This is a genomic window from Streptomyces sp. NPDC058257 (assembly GCF_042881845.1).
Taxonomy (GTDB): Bacteria; Actinomycetota; Actinomycetes; order Streptomycetales; family Streptomycetaceae; genus Streptomyces.
In genome coordinates this window covers 120,313-140,987 of sequence record NZ_JBHVXJ010000008.1, presented here as the reverse complement: position 1 = coordinate 140,987, position 20,675 = coordinate 120,313, and the positions used below count along the sequence as shown (strand labels likewise).

17 protein-coding genes are annotated in these 20,675 nt (G+C 70.0%); 8 read left to right on the top strand and 9 right to left on the bottom strand.

What is annotated here, in order from left to right:
- The first annotated feature begins 440 nt into the window (after positions 1-440).
- Entirely contained in the window at positions 441-1,721 is a 1,281-nt protein-coding gene (locus tag ACFVXC_RS20815) for an acyltransferase family protein (protein WP_389907141.1), read from the top strand.
- Here the strand turns inward: ACFVXC_RS20815 and ACFVXC_RS20810 are convergent.
- From ACFVXC_RS20810 to ACFVXC_RS20800, 3 genes are all read right to left on the bottom strand, one after another.
- Positions 1,718-2,179 (bottom strand): HD domain-containing protein, encoded by a 462-nt coding sequence (locus tag ACFVXC_RS20810; protein WP_389907139.1) that lies wholly within the window; start codon positions 2,177-2,179, stop codon positions 1,718-1,720. The genes ACFVXC_RS20815 and ACFVXC_RS20810 overlap by 4 nt on opposite strands.
- Positions 2,180-2,357: 178 nt before the next feature.
- On the bottom strand, positions 2,358-4,811 hold the full coding sequence (locus tag ACFVXC_RS20805) for an ABC transporter permease (RefSeq protein WP_389907463.1): 2,454 nt from the start codon (positions 4,809-4,811) through the stop codon (positions 2,358-2,360).
- A gap of 50 nt (positions 4,812-4,861) precedes the next feature.
- Positions 4,862-5,704 carry an ABC transporter ATP-binding protein gene (locus ACFVXC_RS20800; protein ID WP_389907137.1) on the bottom strand — a complete coding sequence of 281 codons (843 nt, stop codon included), beginning with the start codon at positions 5,702-5,704 and terminating at the stop codon, positions 4,862-4,864.
- Positions 5,705-6,010: 306 nt separating this feature from the next.
- Between ACFVXC_RS20800 and ACFVXC_RS20795 the strand changes: the two genes are divergently transcribed.
- Entirely contained in the window at positions 6,011-7,198 is a 1,188-nt protein-coding gene (locus ACFVXC_RS20795; RefSeq protein WP_389907135.1) for a cation:proton antiporter, read from the top strand.
- On the opposite strand, the gene ACFVXC_RS20790 is transcribed toward ACFVXC_RS20795, so the two are convergent.
- On the bottom strand, positions 7,184-8,344 hold the full coding sequence (locus ACFVXC_RS20790; protein ID WP_389907133.1) for a PP2C family protein-serine/threonine phosphatase: 1,161 nt from the start codon (positions 8,342-8,344) through the stop codon (positions 7,184-7,186). The two genes, ACFVXC_RS20795 and ACFVXC_RS20790, sit on opposite strands and share 15 nt — an antisense overlap.
- Before the next feature lie 128 nt (positions 8,345-8,472).
- On the opposite strand from ACFVXC_RS20790, the gene ACFVXC_RS20785 reads away from it, so the two are divergent.
- Positions 8,473-9,702, top strand: coding sequence for a GNAT family N-acetyltransferase (locus tag ACFVXC_RS20785; protein WP_389907131.1), 1,230 nt, complete (start codon positions 8,473-8,475; stop codon positions 9,700-9,702).
- On the opposite strand, the gene ACFVXC_RS20780 is transcribed toward ACFVXC_RS20785, so the two are convergent.
- The 3 genes from ACFVXC_RS20780 to ACFVXC_RS20770 all read right to left on the bottom strand — a co-directional run bounded on the left by ACFVXC_RS20780 (position 9,699) and on the right by ACFVXC_RS20770 (position 11,457).
- Complete coding sequence (locus ACFVXC_RS20780) at positions 9,699-9,929, bottom strand: superinfection immunity protein (protein ID WP_389907129.1); 231 nt, start codon at positions 9,927-9,929, stop codon at positions 9,699-9,701. The two genes, ACFVXC_RS20785 and ACFVXC_RS20780, sit on opposite strands and share 4 nt — an antisense overlap.
- A gap of 79 nt (positions 9,930-10,008) precedes the next feature.
- Positions 10,009-10,830, bottom strand: a complete 822-nt coding sequence (locus tag ACFVXC_RS20775) for an Fpg/Nei family DNA glycosylase (RefSeq protein ID WP_389907127.1) — start codon at positions 10,828-10,830, stop codon at positions 10,009-10,011.
- A gap of 141 nt (positions 10,831-10,971) precedes the next feature.
- Entirely contained in the window at positions 10,972-11,457 is a 486-nt protein-coding gene (locus tag ACFVXC_RS20770; RefSeq protein WP_389907125.1) for a ribose-5-phosphate isomerase, read from the bottom strand.
- Positions 11,458-11,649: 192 nt separating this feature from the next.
- On the opposite strand from ACFVXC_RS20770, the gene ACFVXC_RS20765 reads away from it, so the two are divergent.
- Positions 11,650-13,122, top strand: a complete 1,473-nt coding sequence (locus ACFVXC_RS20765) for an amino acid permease (RefSeq protein WP_389907123.1) — start codon at positions 11,650-11,652, stop codon at positions 13,120-13,122.
- On the opposite strand, the gene ACFVXC_RS20760 is transcribed toward ACFVXC_RS20765, so the two are convergent.
- Positions 13,119-14,165: a serine/threonine-protein kinase gene (locus ACFVXC_RS20760; protein ID WP_389907121.1), complete on the bottom strand. Its 1,047-nt coding sequence runs from the start codon at positions 14,163-14,165 to the stop codon at positions 13,119-13,121. The genes ACFVXC_RS20765 and ACFVXC_RS20760 overlap by 4 nt on opposite strands.
- A gap of 146 nt (positions 14,166-14,311) precedes the next feature.
- On the opposite strand from ACFVXC_RS20760, the gene ACFVXC_RS20755 reads away from it, so the two are divergent.
- Positions 14,312-15,643: an FAD-binding oxidoreductase gene (locus ACFVXC_RS20755; RefSeq protein WP_389907119.1), complete on the top strand. Its 1,332-nt coding sequence runs from the start codon at positions 14,312-14,314 to the stop codon at positions 15,641-15,643.
- Here ACFVXC_RS20755 and ACFVXC_RS20750 read toward each other — a convergent pair.
- Positions 15,640-16,218: a biotin transporter BioY gene (locus ACFVXC_RS20750; protein ID WP_389907117.1), complete on the bottom strand. Its 579-nt coding sequence runs from the start codon at positions 16,216-16,218 to the stop codon at positions 15,640-15,642. The genes ACFVXC_RS20755 and ACFVXC_RS20750 overlap by 4 nt on opposite strands.
- 265 nt (positions 16,219-16,483) lie before the next feature.
- Here ACFVXC_RS20750 and ACFVXC_RS20745 point away from each other — a divergent pair, with 265 nt between their 5' ends.
- The 3 genes from ACFVXC_RS20745 (at position 16,484) to ACFVXC_RS20735 (ending at position 20,343) form a co-directional block, all read left to right on the top strand.
- Positions 16,484-17,896, top strand: coding sequence for an amino acid permease (locus ACFVXC_RS20745; RefSeq protein ID WP_389907115.1), 1,413 nt, complete (start codon positions 16,484-16,486; stop codon positions 17,894-17,896).
- A 146-nt stretch (positions 17,897-18,042) separates the two neighbouring features.
- The gene (locus tag ACFVXC_RS20740; protein WP_389907113.1) at positions 18,043-19,479 is read left to right on the top strand and encodes an amino acid permease; all 1,437 of its coding nucleotides are present in this window, start codon (positions 18,043-18,045) and stop codon (positions 19,477-19,479) included.
- Between the two features lie 213 nt (positions 19,480-19,692).
- Positions 19,693-20,343 (top strand): superoxide dismutase, encoded by a 651-nt coding sequence (locus ACFVXC_RS20735; RefSeq protein WP_389907111.1) that lies wholly within the window; start codon positions 19,693-19,695, stop codon positions 20,341-20,343.
- The last annotated feature ends 332 nt before the right edge of the window (positions 20,344-20,675 follow it).

The following is a 20,675-nucleotide window of genomic DNA, read 5'->3' as shown; positions in this document are numbered from 1 at the left end:
CGAAGCCCGCGCGTGGCCGCTAATTCGGCTTGATCGTTTCCATTGCCACACAACTCGTTCGCCAGAAATTCGAATTGTTGCCGGACACACATCACCAGCGCCGCAAAGGGCCAATCAAGCGGACATTTCACCAGAGTCGCCTGCGGGCGGTATGCAACGTTTAAGGGGGATTAAATGTGACCTAACGGACATTGCGCCCCGATGTTTGACCCCTGTATCGAGGGTGACAGGAGGTGAATCTCCATGCCGACTCCCATGTTTTGTGGGTACTCGGACATCAATAGTCCCGAACCGCGTGTGATTGGTATGACAGGCGAGTTGAGGGTTTTACGAATACACGCAAGCGACGCTAGGGTGCCTCAGATGTTCCACGCTGCCACCATCCCCGCAGGCGCAGTGCGGTCCCGGGTCGTCTCACCTGGTTCTTGGTGGGAGGGCCTGTGACGAACTCGGTTCAACCGCACGGCCGCCACCGGGCGCCGCTCCCCCCGGCACATGTGCCGGCAGAGGGAGTCCCTGGCCCCCGCGCCCCCCAGTCCACCATGGCCGCGTCCGTTCCCCATGCCCCGGCCGGCACCACCGCTCGACCCGGCTCCACGGGTCACTCAGGCTCCACCGGCCCCACCAGCTCCACGGGCCACTCCGGTTCCACCTCAGACAGACCCGTTTCCACCGGTCAGTCCGCCAAACAGCGCGACTCCTTCTTCGACAACGCCAAGTACCTGGCGATCGTGCTGGTCGCGATGGCGCACGCCTGGGAGCCGCTGACGGACGGCAGCCGCGCCGCAGAGGCGCTGTACATGACCGTCTACACCTTCCACATGCCGGCGTTCATCCTCATCTCCGGCTACTTCTCGCGCAGCTTCGACATGCGGTCCGACCGCCTCAAGCGCCTGGTGACCGGCATCGCCGTGCCGTACGTCATCTTCGAAGTCGCGTACACCTTCTTCAAGCGCTACGCGGACGACGATCCGACACAGCCGATCAGTCTGCTCGACCCCTGGTACCTCACCTGGTTCCTGGTCGCGCTCTTCGTCTGGCGTCTGACGACTCCGCTGTGGAAGCTGGTCCGCTGGCCGGTGCCGCTGGCGCTGGCCATCGCCGTGCTCGCCTCGGTCTCGCCCGACATCGGCGACGACCTCGATCTGCAGCGGGTGCTGCAGTTCCTGCCCTTCTTCGTGCTCGGCCTGTTCATGAAGCCCGAGTACTTCCAGCTGGTGCGGCGCCGCGAGGTGCGGCTGCTCTCCATCCCGATCTTCGCGAGCGCGCTGCTTCTCGCGTACTGGGCCGGTCCGCGGATGACCTCCGCGTGGTTCTACCGCCGGGACAGCGCGCAGGAGTTGGGCGCTCCTTGGTGGGCCGGTGTCGTGATGACGCTGGCGCTGTTCGGCTGCTCCGTCGTCCTCACCGCGTGCTTCTTCGCGTGGGTTCCGCGTCGCAAGATGTGGTTCACGGTGCTCGGCGCGGGCACGTTGTACGGCTACCTGCTGCACGGCTTCCTCGCCAAGGGCTCGCGTTTCTGGGGTTGGTTCGACCACGACTGGGTACACACGCCTGTCGGTCAGGTGTGCGTATCGCTGGCGGCCGGGACGGTGGTGACGCTCCTCTGTACGCCTCCTGTGCAGCGGATGTTCCGCTTCGCCATGGAGCCGAAGATGGAGTGGGCGTTCAAGCGGGATGCCGCGGCGTTGGCTCGGGAGCGGGCGAAGTCCTCCTCCTAGCGCGGTGGTTCAAGGCCCAGTAGGGCGTGCATGTTGGCGTACTTCGCCGTGAGGCGAGTGCGGGTCGGCCCGTCTAGCTCTGCTAGACGGGCCGGATTTGCGTTGTGGGCCAGGTCCGCCTCCTTGACCAGGCGGGCGCCGGGGGTGGTGAGGATGCGGGTGGCGTAGGCCTCGGGGGATTCGCCCGCACGCTTGGTGAGGGCTCGCACGATGTCCTTCGTACGTGGAGTGAGGCGCGCGTCCCGCAGCCACTGCTCGGTGAGGGCGTTGTCCTCTATGGCGTCGTGGAGCCAGGCGGCGGCGATTTGTTCCGGCGAGCCGCCTCGGGCCTCGACTCCGTCGGCCACGGCTCGCAGGTGCTCCGTATAGGGGCGGCCCGCTTTGTCTTTCTGGGTGGCGTGGGCCTGACGGGCTACCGCTTCTACTTCGGGGAGGGTGAGGTCGGGGCTTCGATTCATGCGGGAATCTTTCCCCAACCCCGCCCCTTCCCGACTGCATCCGTTGGCGGCTCCGCCGCGGGCCGCTCGGCGCGGGAGCCCTGTGCCTTGTGCGTACCGTCATCACCGGCTTCGCCGAGTTCGTCCTCAATCGCCGGACGGGCTGAGATTTCCCCGGCTCGGGGAAGTCTTTCAGCCGTCAGCCCCTCTCCCGCAACGCCAACCTCGCCGGAAGCGCCGTGGCCGCCAGGCCGAGCGCCAGCGCCCCGCCCGCGAAGGAGCCGTAGAGGAGCGGTGGGACGTACGGCGACTCCCCCGTCAGGCCGTTCATCATGGGGACCAGCGTCGTCATCGCGATCGCCGAGCCGATGACGACGCCCGCGCAGGCGACGAGCAGCGCCTCCCACCGCACCATCCGCATCACCTGGCGCCGGGTGGTGCCGATCAGGCGCAGCGTGCCGAGTTCGCGGCGGCGGTCCAGGACCGTCATGACCAGGGTGTTGGCCGCGGCGACCGCCGCGAAGCCGCCGAGTACGGCCGCCATCACCTTGTTCGCCCAGCCGTTGACCGCACGGTCCGTGGACTGCGCGGTTGCGTAGTCGTCGCGGTCCTGGAGCGTGCCGAGGGCCGTGAGGGACCGCGGCGCATCGCCCTTCGTCCAGATCTCCGAGGAGAAGGACGAGGTCAGGTGCTGCTTCAAGTCCGTGGAGGGGAGGGTGATCTGAGAGAGGCCCAGGCCTCTGCCGTACGTAGCGACCACCTTCGGTGCCGCCTTCGTGCCGTCGGGCAGCCGCAGGGCCATGCGCTCGCCCGTCTTCACGTGCGCGGCGTCCGCGAGCTTCGCGTCCACGGCCACCTCGCCGCTGCCGAGCGAGGCCATCGTCCCCGTCCTGACGTCCAGGTCCTGGACCGCGGCCAGGTCACGCGACGCGCCCGTCACGCCCTGCGTCGACGCCGACTCCAGCCAGCGGTCGCCGCCCGAGCCCACCGGCACGAGGACGGAGGTCTTCAGGAGGCCCACGGCCGACGTGACTCCCTGGGCACGCCCCGCCTTCCTGACCCCGTCGGCGGTCGCTCCCGCTCCCGACGCGGAGACGATGTGGTCCGCCGTGATGCCCTCGCGCTGCTGGTCGGCGGCGACCCGGTCCTCGCTGGTGTGCATGAAGACGAGGGTCGACGAGAACGCCATCGCGAGGACGATCGGGGTGATCGCCGAGGCGAGACGGCGGGCGTTCGTACGGGAGTTGGCCGCCGCGAGCGAGGCGGAGGCGGACGCTCCGCGCAGCGGAAGTCCGAACAGGGCCGCGCAGCCGCGGGCCACCAAGGGGCCGAGCAGGGCCATGGCCAGCATGAACAGCATGACGATGCCGAGCGCCACGTTGGCCGCGTCGTCGCCCGTCATGGAGGAGGCGACCTTGGCGAGGACGCAGCCGCCGACGGCCGCCGCGATGCCCAGTGGCGTACGGATCCAGCCGGGGCGCAGGCGTTCCACCGAGGACTCGGCCAGCGCCTGGCCCGGTTTGATGCGGGAGGGGCGGCGGGCCGCCAGGTAGCCCGCGAGCAGTGCGGTGATCACGGCTGCGCCGACGGCCGAAAGAAGAGGGACGAAGGAGACCGAGAGGTCCAGCGCCTCGGGGATCGCGCCTTTCTCCTTCAGCTGGCCGAACCACCAGTCGGCCAGGGCGATTCCGGGCAGCACGCCCACCGCTCCCGCGAGGGGTGCGACGAGCAGGGCCTCCGTGGCGATCGTGCGGCGGATCTGGCGAGGCGTCGTACCGATGGCCCTCAGGAGTGCGTACTCGCGGGCGCGCTGGCCGACGGAGAGCGCCACGGTGCCCGCGGCGGTGAACATGGCGACCATGGTGGCGATGCCGCCGAAGGAGCCGCCGAGCCCGGTGAGCATCTCCTTGGCGTAGGCGAGTTCGGAGCCCTCGGCCGCACTGCGGCCGTCGCCGGTGAGGACGTCGGCCTTGCTTCCGACGGCGTGCGCCACCTGGGACTTGAGGCTGTCGTCCGTGACGCCGTCCTTGGGCAGGACGGCGATGGCGTCGACGCGGCCGGCGTGGCCGGAGAGGCGTACGGCATCCGAGTCGGTGAACCAGGCTGTGGGGGCGCCCTGTCGGGCACTCACGGTGCCGGAGACGCGGAAGTCGCGCGGGCCGTCCGCCGTGGTGAGCGTGGTGTGTTCGCCGACGGACGCGCCGGGCGCCGCGAGGACGACCTCACCGGGCTGCGGGGCGCGGCCCGCGGTGAGCTTCTCGCCGGTGAAGGCGGTGGAACCCCAGCCGTGCGCGGTGACGCTCTTGTCCCCTGACCCCACGGGGAAGGTGACGTCCGCGACGGCGGCGCGGGCGCCGGGCACCGAACCGGCTTTCTTCACGAGGGAGTTGTCGATCCGGGCCCTGTCGGGCAGCGGCGTGTCCGACTCGGACCGGCTGTCTCCGCCGCCCGTCACGAAGTGGGCCGTCTGCTGGGCCGCGGCCACCACCGGGGCGTCGGCGTAGCGGGTGGGCGGCACCGACGCCCGCACCCCCGTCTCCAGGAGGATGCCGCAGGCGGACACGATCATCGCGGCCATCATCAACGCGACGAAGGTGCCCACGAAGGCGGACGGTTTGAAGCGGATGGCGGCGCGGGCGATGCCGTTGGGCATGAACTGCACGGGGGATCTCCGGAGTTGGTGAAGGGGCGGAGTGAAGGGGGCTACGCCGCCGCTGTCGCGTACGCCGGTGCCGTGAGCGTCGTCATCCGCGCCGCGATCTGTGCCGCCGAAGAGCGCTCGAGGCGGTCCACGATCGCGCCGTCCGCGAGGAAGAGCACCCGGTCCGCGTAGGCAGCGGCGGCCGGGTCGTGGGTGACCATGACGACCGTGGCGCCCATCCCGTCGACGGCCGAGCGGAGCAGGGTGAGGATCTCGGCGGCCGTCGTGGTGTCCAGGGCGCCCGTCGGCTCGTCGGCGAAGATCACGTCCGGGTTCGTGACCAGGGCGCGGGCGATCGCGACGCGCTGCTGCTGGCCTCCGGAGAGCTCTCCGGGGCGGCGCTTGTGCTTGTCGCTGCCGAGTCCGACGCGGGCGAGGACGTCGGCCGCCCGGCGGCGGTCGGGGCGCCGGCCCGCGAGGCGCATCGGCAGGACCACGTTCTGCTCGACGGTCAGCGAGGGCAGCAGGTTGAAGGCCTGGAAGACGAAGCCGAGGCGGGTGCGGCGCAGCGCGGTGAGCTTGTTCTCACTCAGGGAGGTGATCTCCGTACCGCCGAGGCGCACCGTGCCCTCGCTGGGCCTGTCGAGTCCGGCGGCGCACTGCAGGAAGGTGGACTTGCCGGAGCCCGACGGGCCCATGACGGCGGTGAAGCTGCCGCGCTCAAGGGCGAGGTCGATGCCGCTGAGGGCGTGCACGGCGCCGGAGCCCCTGCCGTACCTGCGGCGTACGCCGTGCAGTTCGACGGCCAGGGCGGCGCCGGTGGGCGCACCCGCGGGCATCGGGGGCACCGCTCCCCCGTGCGACTCTTCGCCCGCTTCGGATCGCTTCTTGCGCCGCAGCCCCATCGTCCCGTCCGCCTTCCGTGAGTACGCCCCTGACCGATGTCTCGAACGTACGGATCCGGGGGTGCCGCGGACCATGAGGTCCCCTGGCGAATCGGGGGTGGGGTTAGCCCCCGGCAGCCTCGCGGGCAACCCCTCGGCGGCCCCGGCGGCGCATGGCCGAAAGCAGCGGCCAGGGGCCGCGCAGATCGTTTGGTAAGCTAACTATTGACGCGTTCTTGACGCTCCCTTTGCCATACATGCGCGGCGGGTGCGTCGCCGACTACCAGGAGGAACGGGCCCATCGGACACGCAGACACCCTGATAGCCATGGGCGGCGCCTTTCTCGCCGCCGCCGTGCTCGCCCGCCTGGGCGGCCGTATCGGCCTCCCCACCATCCCGCTCTTCATCCTGGCCGGGATCCTTCTCGGCCCTCACACTCCCGGCGTGGTCCTGCTCTCCGACCCCCACGACCTGGAGATGCTCTCGGCGCTCGGCCTGGTGCTCCTGCTCTTCTACCTGGGCCTCGAGTTCCACATGGACGACCTCAAGACGGGCGGCCGCAAGATGGCCCTCGCCGGGGGGACGTATCTCGCGCTGAACGTCGGCGCGGGCCTCGGCTTCGGATTCGCCCTCGGCTGGGGCACCTCCGAGGCTCTGGTCCTCGCCGGGGTGCTCGGCATCTCGTCGTCGGCGATCGTCACCAAGGTGCTCGTCGACACCGGCAGGCTCGGCAATCCGGAGACGAAGCCGATCCTCGGCATCATCGTCGTCGAGGACGTCTTCCTGGCGCTCTATCTGGCCGCGCTGCAGCCCGTCCTGTCCGGTGCCGACAGCCTCTCGGCGGCCGTCATGGACGGCGGCAAGGCCTTCGGCTTCCTGCTGCTGCTCGCCCTCGTGGCGCGCTTCGGCACCAAGGTCGTCGGGCGGCTCATGGACACCCGTGACGACGAGCTGCTCGTCATCTCCTTCCTCGGAGCCGCGGTCTTCGTCGCCGGTGTCTCGGAGTGGTTCGGGGTCGCGGACGCGATCGGCGCGTTCATGGTCGGTCTGATGGTGGGCAGTACGGCGTCCGGCGAGCGGGTCCGCAAACTCGTACACCCCCTGCGGGACGCGTTCGGGGCGATCTTCTTCTTCGGCTTCGGGCTCTCGATCGACCCCGGCGACCTGCCCGTGGTGCTCTGGCCGGTGCTCGCCGCCGTGGCCGTGACGCTGCTCATGAACGTCCTCGCGGGACTCGGCGCCGCGCGCATCTACGGCTTCGGGGCAGGACCTGCGGCGAACATCTCCACCACTCTGCTCGCGCGCGGCGAGTTCGCCCTGATCCTGGCGACCATGGCGGCCACCGCGGGACTCGACGAACGCCTGTCCCCCTTCATCGCGGGGTACGTGCTGCTGCTCGCCGTGCTCGGCCCGCTCGCGGCGGGACGCTCGCACTGGCTGGCCCGGATACTGCCGGGCGGACGCGACGCGGCCACCGAACCGGAGCCGGACCCTGAGCTGTCAGGCGCCCGGTGAGTGGTCCCGGCAGATCAGAAGCAGCGCACGGTCGTCGTTGACGTCCTTCGCGACCGCCTCGATCAGATGCCACGCGGCGCCGTGGAAGCCGCCCGCCACATAGCGGTCGGCTTCCCCGGTGAGGCGGTCGATGCCCTCGCTGATGTCGCGCTCGGAGGTCTCGACGATGCCGTCGGTGAACAGCATCAGGACGTCGCCGGGGCGCAGGGAGCCCTTCACCGGGTCGAACTGCGCCCCGTCGTAGACCCCCAGGAGGGGGCCCTCGGCGGCCATCTCCTCCCAGCGGCCGCTGCCCGCGCTGAGCTGGAGGCCCGGCGGGTGGCCCGCGGTGAAGAGCTCGTAGTCGCCGGTCTCCAGGTCGAGGACCAGATGGGTCGAGGTCGCGAAGCCCTCGTCCCAGTCCTGGCGCAGGAGGTAGCCGTTGGCGGCGGTCAGGAACGCGTGCGGCGGCAGCGAGCCGAGCAGACCGCCGAAGGCGCCGGACAGGAGCAGGGCGCGGGAGCCCGCGTCCATGCCCTTGCCCGAGACGTCCGTGAGGACGACCTCCAGGGTGCGGCCGCCGTTCGTGCGGGCCGCGACCACGAAGTCCCCCGAGAAGGACTGGCCGCCCGCGGGCCGCAGCGCCATCTCGCGGTGCCAGCCCGCCGGCAGCTGCGGCAGCTTGCTCTGTACGCGGATACGTTCACGCAGGTCGAAGAGCATCGTGCCGCCACCGCGCCACGGCACACCGACCCGGCTGCGGAACTGCGCGATGACAAGGCCGAAGAATCCGCAGGCCGCGACGACCAGAACCACTCCGGGCGTGACCCGCGAGGGCCCTTGCGTGTACGGGCCGAGCTTGACGGACTCCACGATGAGCGCGGCGGCCGCCGTCGCGTACAGGCCGAGCAGGCTGGAGGGCCGCAGGAGCAGGCCGCCGGCCACGATGGGCAGGACGAGCGTGGAGGGCGCGCACCAGACGTTGTTGACGATGGTGCAGAACGCGATCACCGGAATGGTGACGAGCAGGCCCGCGAGCGCGACCCAGTCCGAACCGTCGCCTCTGAAGTAGTCGACCCCGGATTTGCGCAGCCCTATGCGAGCCCGGTGGATCCGCTTCTTCATCCGGGCTGTGAACGTCTCGGCTTCCGCTCGGCTGCCTGCCATTGCTCCCGGACCCTATCCACCGGGCCAGGCACTTCGCACGGGAGGTACCGGTTGTCCCCCGTCAGTGGCAGGTCAGGGCGAGCGGAAATCCTGTCGCTCCGCCCGCTTCCCCCTGGTAGGCATGGCATATGACGACGGAATTGCGGGAGTTGCGCCAGCAGGACTGGGACGAGTACTACGGCACGCTTGAGCTCGCCTTCGGCGGCGTCACGGAGGCGCGGGAGGAGCATGAGCTCTGGAACTCGCTGACCGAGTTCGACCGCTTCTTCGGCACCTGGGAGGGCGAGACCTGCGTCGGCACGACCGGAGCGTTCAGCTTCCGCCTCTCCGTGCCGGGCGGCTGCCTGGTGGACGCGGCCGGTGTGACGATGGTCAGCGTCGCGGCGACGCACCGAAGGCAGGGCATCCTGACGTCGATGATGCGGCGCCAGCTCGACGACGTACGTGCGAAGGGCGAGTGTCTGGCCGTGCTCACCGCCTCCGAACCCGTCATCTACGGACGATTCGGGTACGGCGCGGCGACGCAGACGGTGAAGGCCGAGATCGACACGTCACGCGTACGTCTGACGGTGCCGGCCGGCACCGATGACGTACGCCTTCGGTACGCCGAGGCCGCCGACGTCCACGAGGCCTGCGAGGCGCTGTACGCACGACGGGTGAGCGAGCGCCCCGGGATGCTGGCCAGGCAGCCCGGCTGGGAGCGGCTCGGTCTGCTCGACCCGGAGAGCGAGCGGCACGGTGCGTCTGCGCTGCTGTGCGTGGTCGCCGAGCGCGACGGGGAGCTGGTCGGGTACGCGCGCTACAGCGTGAAGCCCGACTGGGACATGGCGGGCCCCAAGGGCACGGTCCGGCTCCGCGATCTCGAAGCCGTCGACCCGGCGGCGAACGCGGCACTGTGGCGCTTCCTCTTCGGCATCGACCTGACGTCGACGGTCGAGGCGCACAGCCGCCCGATGGACGACGCGGTGCTCCACCTCGTCTCGGACATGCGGCGCTGCCGGATCCAGGTGCGGGACTCGCTCCACGTACGGCTGGTGGACGTCGGGGCCGCGCTCGAAGCGCGCGCGTACCGGGCGCCGGTGAACCTGGTGCTGGAGGTCGAGGACGCCTTCTGCCCCTGGAACGAGGGGCGTTGGCGCCTCAAGGGCGATGTGAAGAGCGCGACCTGCGAGCGCACCGACGACGACGCCGATCTCGCCCTGTCCGTACGGGACTTGGGCTCGGCCTACCTCGGCGGGTTCTCCCTGACGTCACTGGCGGCGGCGGGGCGGGTGCGCGAGCTGCGTCCGGGCGCGCTCGCCGAGGCGGCGCTGGCCTTCGGGTCGGACGTGGCGCCGTGGCTGCCGCACGGTTTCTAAGTGGTCATTCCCAGTGACGGCTTCGGCTTGCGGATCGCCAGGTAGAGGGCGACCAGCCAGCCGATGAACGAGGCGCCGAGGAAGATGTTGATGACCAGAACCACCCAACGGAGCTCGACGCCCCGGTTGAAGGCGATGAGGGACGGCAGCAGGTAGACGGCGACGAAGAGCACGCCGATCACGATGACGATCGGCCCGCTCAGCCAGCCGGCTTCGAAATTGAACATGGGTCCCCCGTTGGAGTGGCGTTTCGGGCTTTCGGTCGGGTGTCGGCCAATGGTCTCAGGCGTGCCGCCCGCCGGGGGCTCAGGGCGCCGTTCGCTGGCAGGCCGGGCACCAGAAGAGATTGCGGGCGGCGAGATCGGCGGTGCGGATCTCGCCGCCACAGATGTGGCAGGGCATCGTGGCCCTGCGGTACACGTACACCTCGCCGCCGTGATCGTCCACGCGCGGCGGACGGCCCATCGCCTCCGGCGTGTGCTCGGGCCTGACGGTGTCGATGCGGTTGAGGCGCACGCCCTCGCGCATCAGGGCGACCAGGTCGTCCCAGATCGCCGTCCACCGGCCGGGCCCGATGTCCTTGCCCTGGGTGTACGGGTCGATGCCGTGCCGGAAGAGGACCTCGGCGCGGTAGACGTTGCCGACACCCGCGATGACCTTCTGGTCCATGAGGAGGGCGGCGATGGTGGTGCGGCTGCGGGCGATGCGGGCGTAGGCGGCGGCCGGGTCGTCCTGCGCGCGCAGGGGGTCCGGGCCGAGGCGGGCGTGTATCGCCTGCTTCTCCTCGTCGGTGATGAGGGCGCAGGTGGTGGGGCCGCGGAGGTCCACGTACGCGTCCTTGGTGGCAAGGCGGAGGCGGACGGTGTCCGTGGGCGGGTTCGCGGTGGCGGTTTCGCCGAAGCCGACCTTGCCGAAGAGACCCAGGTGGATGTGGATCCAGCCGGTCTCGGCGAAGCCGAGGAAGAGGTGCTTGCCGTGGGCCTCGGCGGTGTCCATCTCCTGCCCGTCGAGCAGGGCCGCACTGTCCGAGAACTTGCCCTGGGGGCTGGTCACCCGGAGGGGGCCCCGCCCTTGAAAGCGCTCCCTGTGATCGGCTGCCAGCCGGTGGATGGTGTGCCCCTCAGGCACGAGGTCCTCCTGGATTCGGGTCCGCCCCCTGGACCCCCGTACAAGATGTCCTCGCTCGCCGGACGGGCTGAATTCTCGGCCCGTCCGGCGAGCGAGGACGAACTCGGCGAAGCCGGTGATTGACGGTGCGGGGGGGGGAACTCAGCCCTGCGGGTGGTGTGCCGGGATCTCGGGCAGCACGCCCGTGGTCTCGTAGGCCGACAGCATCTCGATGCGGCGGCTGTGCCGCTCCTCGCCCGAGTACGGCGTCGCCAGGAAGATCTCGACGAACTTCGTGGCCTCTTCCCGTGTGTGCATCCGGCCGCCGATCGACACCACGTTCGCGTCGTTGTGCTCACGCCCGAGCGCGGCCGTCTGCTCGCTCCAGGCGAGGGCGGCCCGCACCCCCTTCACCTTGTTCGCGGCGATCTGCTCCCCGTTGCCGGAGCCCCCGATCACGATGCCGAGCGACGACGCGTCCGCCGCCGTCTTCTCCGCGGCGCGGAGGCAGAAGGGGGGGTAGTCGTCCTGGGCGTCATAGATGTGGGGCCCGCAGTCGACGGGCTCGTGGCCGTGGCTCTTGAGCCACTCGACCAGGTGGTTCTTCAGTTCGTAGCCGGCATGATCCGAGCCGAGGTACACGCGCATGCGAATGAGTGTGGCACGTCGCGGGGCGGGTAGCGGCGACCGGGGGCCGGACCTTGGTCACCCTTGTTCAGCTGTTCCCCAAGGTCTGGGCCATTGGGCCGGAATACAACGATCCGGAGTCGGGACTTCCGTCACGTACACCCCTGAGTTTGAATGCGGGGGCTCGTGACCCGAGAACTTAAGGATTCGTCCATGACCTCGCAACCCTCCCTTGCGAAGGCAGACCGCAGCCCCAACGAACCTGGGGATCCGCAGTCTGGAGACACCGGTGACGGCCTCAAGGCCGGGCTGAAGAACCGCCACCTCTCCATGATCGCCATCGGTGGCGTCATCGGAGCGGGCCTCTTCGTCGGATCGAGCTCCGGCATCGCCGCCGCCGGGCCCGCCATCCTCGTCTCGTACGCCCTCGTCGGCACGATGGTCGTCCTGGTGATGCGGATGCTCGGCGAGATGGCCGCCGCGCGCCCCGCATCGGGCTCCTTCTCCACCTACGCGGACCAGGCACTCGGCCGCTGGGCCGGTTTCTCGATCGGCTGGCTCTACTGGTTCTTCTGGGTCGTCGTGCTCGCGGTGGAGGCCACCGCGGGTGCCGTCATCCTCAACGGATGGATACCGTCCGTCCCGCAGTGGGGCTGGGCGCTCATCGTGATGGTGGTGCTCACCGCGACGAACCTCGTCTCGGTCGGCTCCTACGGTGAGTTCGAGTTCTGGTTCGCCGGCATCAAGGTCGTCGCCATCGGCGGGTTCGTGATCATCGGCCTGCTCGCCGTCTTCGGCGTGCTGCCCGGCTCCGACAACCCCGGCGCCGGATTCGCGCACCTCACCGACGCGGGCGGATTCATGCCCAAGGGTGCGGGCGCCATCCTCACCGGCGTGCTCATGGTCGTCTTCTCGTTCATGGGCTCCGAGATCGTCACGCTGGCCGCCGGTGAGTCCGAGGACCCGCAGCGCGCCGTCACCAAGGCGACGAACAGCGTCATCTGGCGCATCGGTGTCTTCTACCTGGGCTCGATCTTCGTCGTCATCACGCTGCTCCCGTGGAACGACAAGTCGATCCTCAAGGACGGCTCGTACGTCGCCGCGCTGAACTCGATCGGCATTCCGCACGCCGGTCAGGTCATGAACGTCATCGTGCTGACCGCCGTACTCTCCTGTCTCAACTCCGGTCTCTACACCGCTTCCCGCATGGCCTTCTCGCTCGGGGCGCGCGGTGACGCGCCCAAGGCCTTCGCGCGCACCAACTCACGCGGTGTGCCGCAGGCCGCGATCCTCGGCTCCGTCGTGTTCGGCTTCATCGCCGTCTGGTTCAACTACCAGTGGCAGGACACCGTCTTCGACTTCCTGCTCAACTCCTCGGGCGCGGTGGCCCTCTTCGTCTGGCTGATGATCGCGTTCACGCAGCTGCGGATGCGCGGCATCATCCTGCGCGAGGAGCCGGAGAAGCTGGTCGTGAAGATGTGGCTCTTCCCGTACCTGACCTGGGTCACGATCGCGATGATCTCGTTCGTGCTCGTCTACATGCTGACCGACGAGGCCGGACGCAAGCAGGTGCTGCTCTCGCTGCTCGCGGCCGCTTTCGTGGTGGTGTTCTCCCTCGTACGGGACAAGGTGCGGCCCCGCGCGGACGACGCGGCTGCCACGGACGCCGTCGACATCGACGTCTAGCCGGTGCCGTCCGACGGTGGCGCGGTCGACGTACCCGCCACCGTCGGCGGCCGCGTGCCCGGTCCCCGCGGCTCGCCGCCTCCCGGATCGCGCGCGGTGAGGAACATGACGGCTGCCACGGCGGCCGCGACAAGCAGGACCAGGGCGGTCAGGACGCGGGTCCGCCGGTCCGCGGCGGGCTGGGTCCGCGGCGATCCCCGTGGCCCCGGTGGTGCCGCGAGCACCGTCCGCAGAGCCGCCTCCGTCTCGTCGAGGCCCGGGCGCCGCTCCGGCTCCTTGATGAGGAGCGCGGCGAGCACCGGGCGCAACCGGCTTGATTCCGGCGGCAGTTCGGGTGCCTCGTGCAGGACCGCCACCAGCGTGTTCAGGGTCGACTCACGGGCGAAGGGCGAGCTGCCGCGCACCGCGGTGCAGAGCGTCGCCCCCAGGGACCAGAGGTCCGACGGCGGTCCCTGCCGCGCCCCGGAGATCCGCTCGGGCGCCATGTACTCGGGCGAGCCCACCAGCGTGCCCGGCCGCGTGCGGCGGTCCGTGTCCTCCAGCGCGGCGATGCCGAAATCGGTGAGGACCACGCGGTCGGCGGGTCCGCCGGGGCTCAGCAGGACGTTCTCCGGCTTGATGTCGCGGTGCAGGACGCCCGCCGCGTGCACCCGGCGCAACACCGCCACCAGGGCGAGGCCGACACGCGCCGCCTCGTGCTCGTCGAGCGGCCCCTCCTCGTCGACGTACCGGGCGAGAGAGCGCGCGACGATCAGCTCCATGACGATCCAGAGCCGGCCGTCCTCCTCGGCGACGTCATAGACGCGTACGGCACCGGGGTGGTCGATCCGCGCGCTGGCCCGCGCCTCGCGCAGCGCGCGTTCCCGTCGGACGCGGGAGTCCTGCGCGTCAGGGCCCTCGAAGGCACCCTCGACGCGCATCTCCTTGACCGCGACAGCGCGGTCGAGGAGCTCGTCTGCCGCGCGCCACACACGGCCCATGCCGCCCTGGCCGATGACGTCGAGCAGGTGGTAGCGGCCCGCGACCACACGAAGCTCCGGCATGGGTGTCCACCCCCGACCCTCCTCTCATGACAGCACAGCCGACGCGGTTTTCCGAAGGCGCGGAACGGCCCGGAAAACTTGACGGCGGATGTCAGGTTTTCCGGGGAACCTCTGATGCGTCAGCAAGGACTTCCTGGAGGATCACCGTGGACTTCACCGATCAGCGACTCGTGTTCCGGCCCGGCGACGACGGGTACGACGAGGAGAGCGCCGGATTCCAGACCGGTTTCACGCAGCGGCCCGCCATCGTGTTCGCGGCCGAGAGCGCGGATGACGTCGTCGCCGCCGTGTCGTACGCCGCTGACGCGGGTCTTCCCGTCGGCGTGCAGGCCACCGGGCACGGGCTCCCGGGGTCCTCGGAGGGCGGCGTCCTGATCAGCACGCGGCGGATGGACTCCGTGCGGATCGACGCCGACGCGCGCACGGTGACCGTGGGCGCGGGTGTCCGCTGGGCCCAGGTCGTCGAGGCCGCCGCGGCGCACGGCCTCGCGCCGCTGAACGGTTCGGCCCCCGGCGTGGGCGCCGTCTCGTACACGCTGGGCGGCGGCCTCTCCATCCTGGCCAGGGAGTTCGGGTACGCGGCCGACCACGTCCGGTGGCTCGACGTCGTCACCGCGGACGGCGAGCTGCGGCACGTGACGGCGCGGACCCAGCCGGAGCTGTTCTGGGGGCTGCTCGGCGGGGGCGCGAACCTGGGGGTGGTGACGGCCCTGGAGATCGGCCTGGTGCCGGTGGCGCGGCTGTACGGCGGGGCGATCGAGTTCGACGGGTACGAGGTCGACCCCGGCCGGGTCCTTCGGGCGTACGAGGAGTGGACGCGGACGGTGCCGGACGAGGTGACCTCGTCGGTGGCGGCCCTTGTCTACCCGGACATCCCTCAGCTGCCGCCGCATCTGCGGGGCCGCTACCTCGTCACGGTCCGGGTCGCCTACACGGGCCCGGAGGCGGCGGGCGAGCTGCTTGTGGCGCCGCTGCGCGAGATCGGGCCCGTGGTGTCGGACTCGCTGCGGGAGATGCCGTACACCGACAGCCACACGATTCACAGCGACCCCGACTTCCCGCACTCCTACTACGGGGACAGCGTGGTGGTGGGCGATCTCGACGTCGCTGCGGCGAGTGAGCTGTTCACGCTGACCGGTCCGGCCGCCGGGGCGATGCACGTCGTCCAGATCAACCAGTTGGGCGGGGCGCTCGCGAAACCGGCGGGCAATGCGGTGCCGTACCGGGAGGCGGGGTGGCTGGTGCGGGTGCTCTCGCCGTTCGAGGGCACCGACCTCGTCGCGGTGCGGGCCGTGCAGGAGCGGGCGTTCGGTCTCTTCGCGCCGGGGGCCGTGGGGCGGCTGCTCAACTTCGCCTTCGGCGCGGGCGACCGGCCCGACGGACTGTACGACTCCGGTACGCAGAAGAGGCTCGCCGATCTGAAGGCCACGTATGACCCGGCGAACCTCTTCAGGCGGAACTACGGCGTGAGGCCCTAGCGGTCGAGCAGCTTCCACGCCGTGGGCAGCGCGCCCATCGCGAGCGCGGCCTTGAGGACGTCGCCGATCAGGAAGGGCGTGAATCCGGCGGCGACGGCCTGGGTCAGCGACATGCCGGTCGCCGCGGCGAGGTAGGGGACTCCGATCGCGTAGATGATCGCGGAGCCGAGCACCATCGTGCCCGCGGTGCGCAGGACCGAACGGTCGCCGCCGCGGCGGGCGAGGGCGCCGACCACGGTGGCGGCGAGCAGCATGCCCAGGACGTAGCCGAGAGACGGCGCGGCGAGGCCGGAGCCCGCCTCCGCGAACCACGGCATGCCCGCCATGCCGACGAGGGCGTACACGGCGAGGGAGAGGAAGCCGCGGCGGGCGCCGAGCGCGGTGCCGACGAGGAGGGCGGCGAAGGTCTGCCCCGTCACCGGTACGGGGGAGCCCGGGACGGGCACGGCGATCTGGGCCGCTATACCGGTGAGGGCGGCGCCGCCGAGGACGAAGGCCGCGTCCTTCGCGCGGGAGGCGGGGAGCAGGTCCGCGAGGACCTGGCCGGGACGGGAAGAGACGGCGGCGATGCTCATCGGGACTCCGCGGGTTCTGGGACGGGCAGGTGGGACCCCGCGACGCTATCCCAGGCGGGGGCGCCCGACACCGGTGGTGGGTGACAAGGTGCCGGGGGCTCCGGTGGTGGGCTCTGTACAAAGTGCGGGGTGTACCCCTGCGGGGGGCGTGACGCTCGTCACTGAGGTGAACGGCGTGTGGGCCCGCTTTGCGCGGGGGGCCGTGGCACGGCGACACTGTAGGTTCCCGCCAAGCCTTTGTGATCCCGAGAGCAGCCTGAGCACCATGCACGAAGCACCCCCCGACGAATCGGCACCCTCAGGCGTGGGCACGGCGGGGGGTACCGAGCCCCTCGGCGGAGGTCTGAAGCAGCGGCATCTCACCATGCTCGGGCTCGGTGGTGTCATCGGGGCCGGGCTCTTCGTCGGATCCGGGGCCGGGATCGCCGTCGCCGGGCCCGGCATCGTCGTCTCGTATCTCATCGCCGGCGCGCTGGCGATGTGTGTGATGCGGATGCTCGGCGAGATGTCGGCGGCGATGCCCGCGTCCGGGTCCTTCTCCGTGCACGCCGAGCGCGCCCTCGGCCGCTGGGCGGGGTTCAGTGTCGGGTGGCTCTACTGGTTCCTGCTCGTGGTCGTGCTCGCCGTGGAGGCCACCGGCGCCGCCCAGATCGCGGGCGGCTGGGCGCCGGGCGTTCCGCAGTGGGCCTGGGTACTGATCTTCATGCTGGTGTTCACGGCGGCCAATCTCGCCGCCGTGAAGAACTTCGGCGAGTTCGAGTTCTGGTTCGCCACGCTGAAGGTCTTCGCGATCGTCGCGTTCCTGGTCCTCGGGCTGCTCGCGATCTTCGGGGTGCTGCCCGACACGGAGCCCGTGGGCCTGGGCAACCTCAGCGGGCACGGCGGGTTCCTGCCGAACGGCTGGGAGGGCGTCGTCTCCGGCGTGCTCGCCGTCGTCTTCGCCTTCGGCGGTCTGGAGGTCGTGACGATCGCCGCCGCCGAGTCCGACGATCCGGTGCGCTCGGTGGCCCGCGCCGTGCGCAGCGCCGTCTACCGGATCCTCTTCTTCTATGTCGGGTCGATGCTGGTCATCGTGACGGTGCTGCCGTGGACGGCACAGAAGGCGGGCGTCAGTCCGTATGTGAAGGTCCTCGACTCGATCGGGGTGCCGTCCGCGGGCACGATCATGAACATCGTGGTGTTCGTGGCGCTGCTCTCGGCGCTGAACGCCAACCTCTACGGCTCGTCCCGGATGATCTTCTCGCTCGCCGAGCGCGGCGAGGGCCCCAAGGCCCTCCTGAAGGTGTCGGGCGGTGGAGTGCCCCGGCGGGCCGTGCTCGCCTCGGTGGCCTTCGGCTTCGTGTCCGTCGTACTCAATCTGAAGTGGCCCGACTCGGTCTTCCTCTACATGCTCAACTCGGTCGGCGCCGTGCTCCTCTTCGTGTGGGCGCTGATCGCGGTCTCACAGCTGAGGCTGCGCCGCCGCATCGAGCGCGAGGCACCGGAGCGGCTCGTCCTGCGGATGTGGGCGTTCCCGTATCTGACATGGGCTGCGCTCGCCGCGATGGCCGCCGTGCTCGGGCTGATGCTGACCGACGACGGGGCGCGTCCGCAGCTGCTGTGGTCGGCGGGTGCGACGGGGCTCGTGCTCGCGGTCGCGGGGCTGCGGGAGTGGCGCGACGGCGCGAGGCGCACCTGAAACAGGCGTGAACATTTCGTGCCCGCCTCTTCACAACGTGTGAGCGTCGTGTCCGTATAGCGGTCGGGTGTTCCCTGTCAGCGGTGCCGGACTTCAGACTGTGGGCCGCTCGCTCCCCCACTTCAGCTACTGAACAGGGCACGCCCATGTCTCGGATGTCCACTCCCCAGGACACCCCCAAGGACGCAGCGCACGACCCGGCTCACCACGTCGATTCGCCGCTCGTCCACGGCCTCAAGCAGCGGCATCTGTCCATGATCGCCCTCGGCGGCGTGATCGGCGCCGGACTCTTCGTGGGCTCCGGGGCGGGCATCGCCGCGGCCGGTCCCTCGATCGTCCTCGCCTACGCGATATCCGGCGCGCTCGTCATGCTCGTGATGCGCATGCTCGGTGAGATGTCGGCGGCGAACCCGGCGTCCGGCTCCTTCTCGGTCCACGCCGAGCGGGCGATCGGCCCCTGGGCGGGCTTCACGGCGGGCTGGGGCTTCTGGTTCCTGCTCTGCGTCGCCGTCGGCCTCGAAGGCATCGGTGCCGCGAAGATCATGGTGGGCTGGTTCCCGGACAGCCCCGAGTGGGCCTGGGTCGCCCTCTTCATGCTGGTGTTCTGCGGGGCCAATCTGACGGCCGTGAAGAACTTCGGCGAGTTCGAGTTCTGGTTCGCCGCCCTCAAGGTGGGCGCGATCGCCCTCTTCCTGGGCATCGGCGTCCTGGCGATCCTCGGCATCCTGCCCGGCTCGGACGTCTCAGCGCCCGGCTCGGACAACCTCACCGGCGTGGGCGGCTTCATGCCCAACGGCACGGACGGCCTGATCATCGGCCTCCTCGCCTCCGTGTTCGCGTACGGCGGTCTGGAGACCGTCACGATCGCGGCCGCGGAGTCCGAGAAGCCGGTCCAGAGCGTCGCCAAGGCCGTGCGCACGGCGATGTGGCGCATCGCCGTCTTCTACGTCGGCTCGATGCTCGTCGTCGTCACGCTGCTCCCGTGGGACAACAAGGAGGTCGTGGCGAAGGGTCCGTACGTCGCCACCCTCGACCACCTGGGCATCCCCGGCGCCGGCCAGATCATGAACGTCATCGTCCTGATCGCCCTCCTCTCCGCGATGAACGCCAACATCTACGGCGCGTCGCGCATGTCGTACTCCCTGATCGCGCGCGGCCAGGGCCCCAAGGCGCTCGGCCGTATCCACAGCGGCGTCCCGCGCCTCGCGGTCCTCGCGTCCTCGGTCTTCGGCTTCGTCTGCGTGCTGCTCAGCTACTGGCGCCCCGACGACGTCTTCCCGTGGCTCCTGAACATGATCGGCGCGATGATCCTGGTCGTCTGGATCTTCATCGCCGCCTCCCAGCTGATCCTGCGCCGCAGGACGGAGCGCGAGGAGCCCGAGAAGCTGGTCGTGAAGATGTGGGGCTACCCGGTCCTGACGTGGGTGGCGCTCGCCGCGATGGCCTACATCTTCTACCTGATGACGCAGCAGCCCGACACGCGCAAGCAACTGCTGGCGACGGGCATCCTCACGCTGATCCTGGCCGCGATCGGATTCGCGCGGCAGAAGATCGCGGAGCGCGCCGCGGTCGCCGCCGAGTAGCAGGCGGCGTTCCGTCCCACCAGAGGGCCCCGAGTCGACGGACTCGGGGCCCTCTCGCGTCGTGTCCGGCGTCTCCACGTCCCCGGTCCTAGGACGAAGGGCTGATCAACTCCGAGCCCCTCCTGCTGCTAGCCTGCACTTGCATATAGCTTGCAATAAGCGTTGCACTACAGAAGAGCAGCACCAGCAGAGCAGCAGTCGGAGGGCTCGGACATGGCCATTTACACGCTTCCAGAACTTCCGTACGACTACGCGGCGCTCGAGCCGGTCATCAACCCCCAGATCGTCGAACTGCACCACGACAAGCACCACGCGGCGTACGTGAAGGGCGCGAACGACACCCTTGAGCAGCTGGAGGAGGCGCGCGACAAGGAGACCTGGGGCGCGATCAACGGCCTGGAGAAGAACCTGGCCTTCCACCTCTCCGGCCACATCCTGCACAGCATTTACTGGCACAACATGAACAGCCCGAAGGACGGCGGCGGCGGTGAGCCGCTGGCCGCGGACGGAGTCGGCGACCTCGCGGACGCGATCACCGAGTCCTTCGGCTCCTTCGCCAAGTTCAAGGCCCAGCTGACCAAGGCCTCGGCGACCACGCAGGGTTCGGGCTGGGGCGTGCTCGCCTACGAGCCGCTCAGCAACCGCCTCATCGTCGAGCAGGTCTACGACCACCAGGGCAACGTCGGCCAGGGCTCGACGCCGATCCTGGTCTTCGACGCCTGGGAGCACGCCTTCTACCTGCAGTACAAGAACCAGAAGGTCGACTTCATCGAGGCCATGTGGCAGGTCGTCAACTGGCAGGACGTCTCGAAGCGTTACGAGGCCGCCAAGCAGCGCGTGAACAGCCTGCTGCTCAGCCCGTGAGGCACATCGTCCCCTGAAACGCCCTGCCTCGTGATCGTCTTCTCAACCTTCGCCGAGGCAGGCGGATAGACGAAAGGCCCCCGTGAGGACATGACTCACGGGGGTCTTTCGGTATGCCTGGCTCCGGGGGACATTGTGGTCCATGGACAGGATTTCCAGGCATTGCCCGACATGCGGCGGCAAACCGCAGGACTTCCGGCCGGTCAACCAGGGAGAGGAGGACTACTTGGCCACCCGAATGACCCGGGCCGAGGCTCACGGCCACTGGCGCTGTCAAAGCGCGGGGTGCCTCTGGGTGCAGCCGCACCTCAACCAGCCAAAGGGCCGGCGCC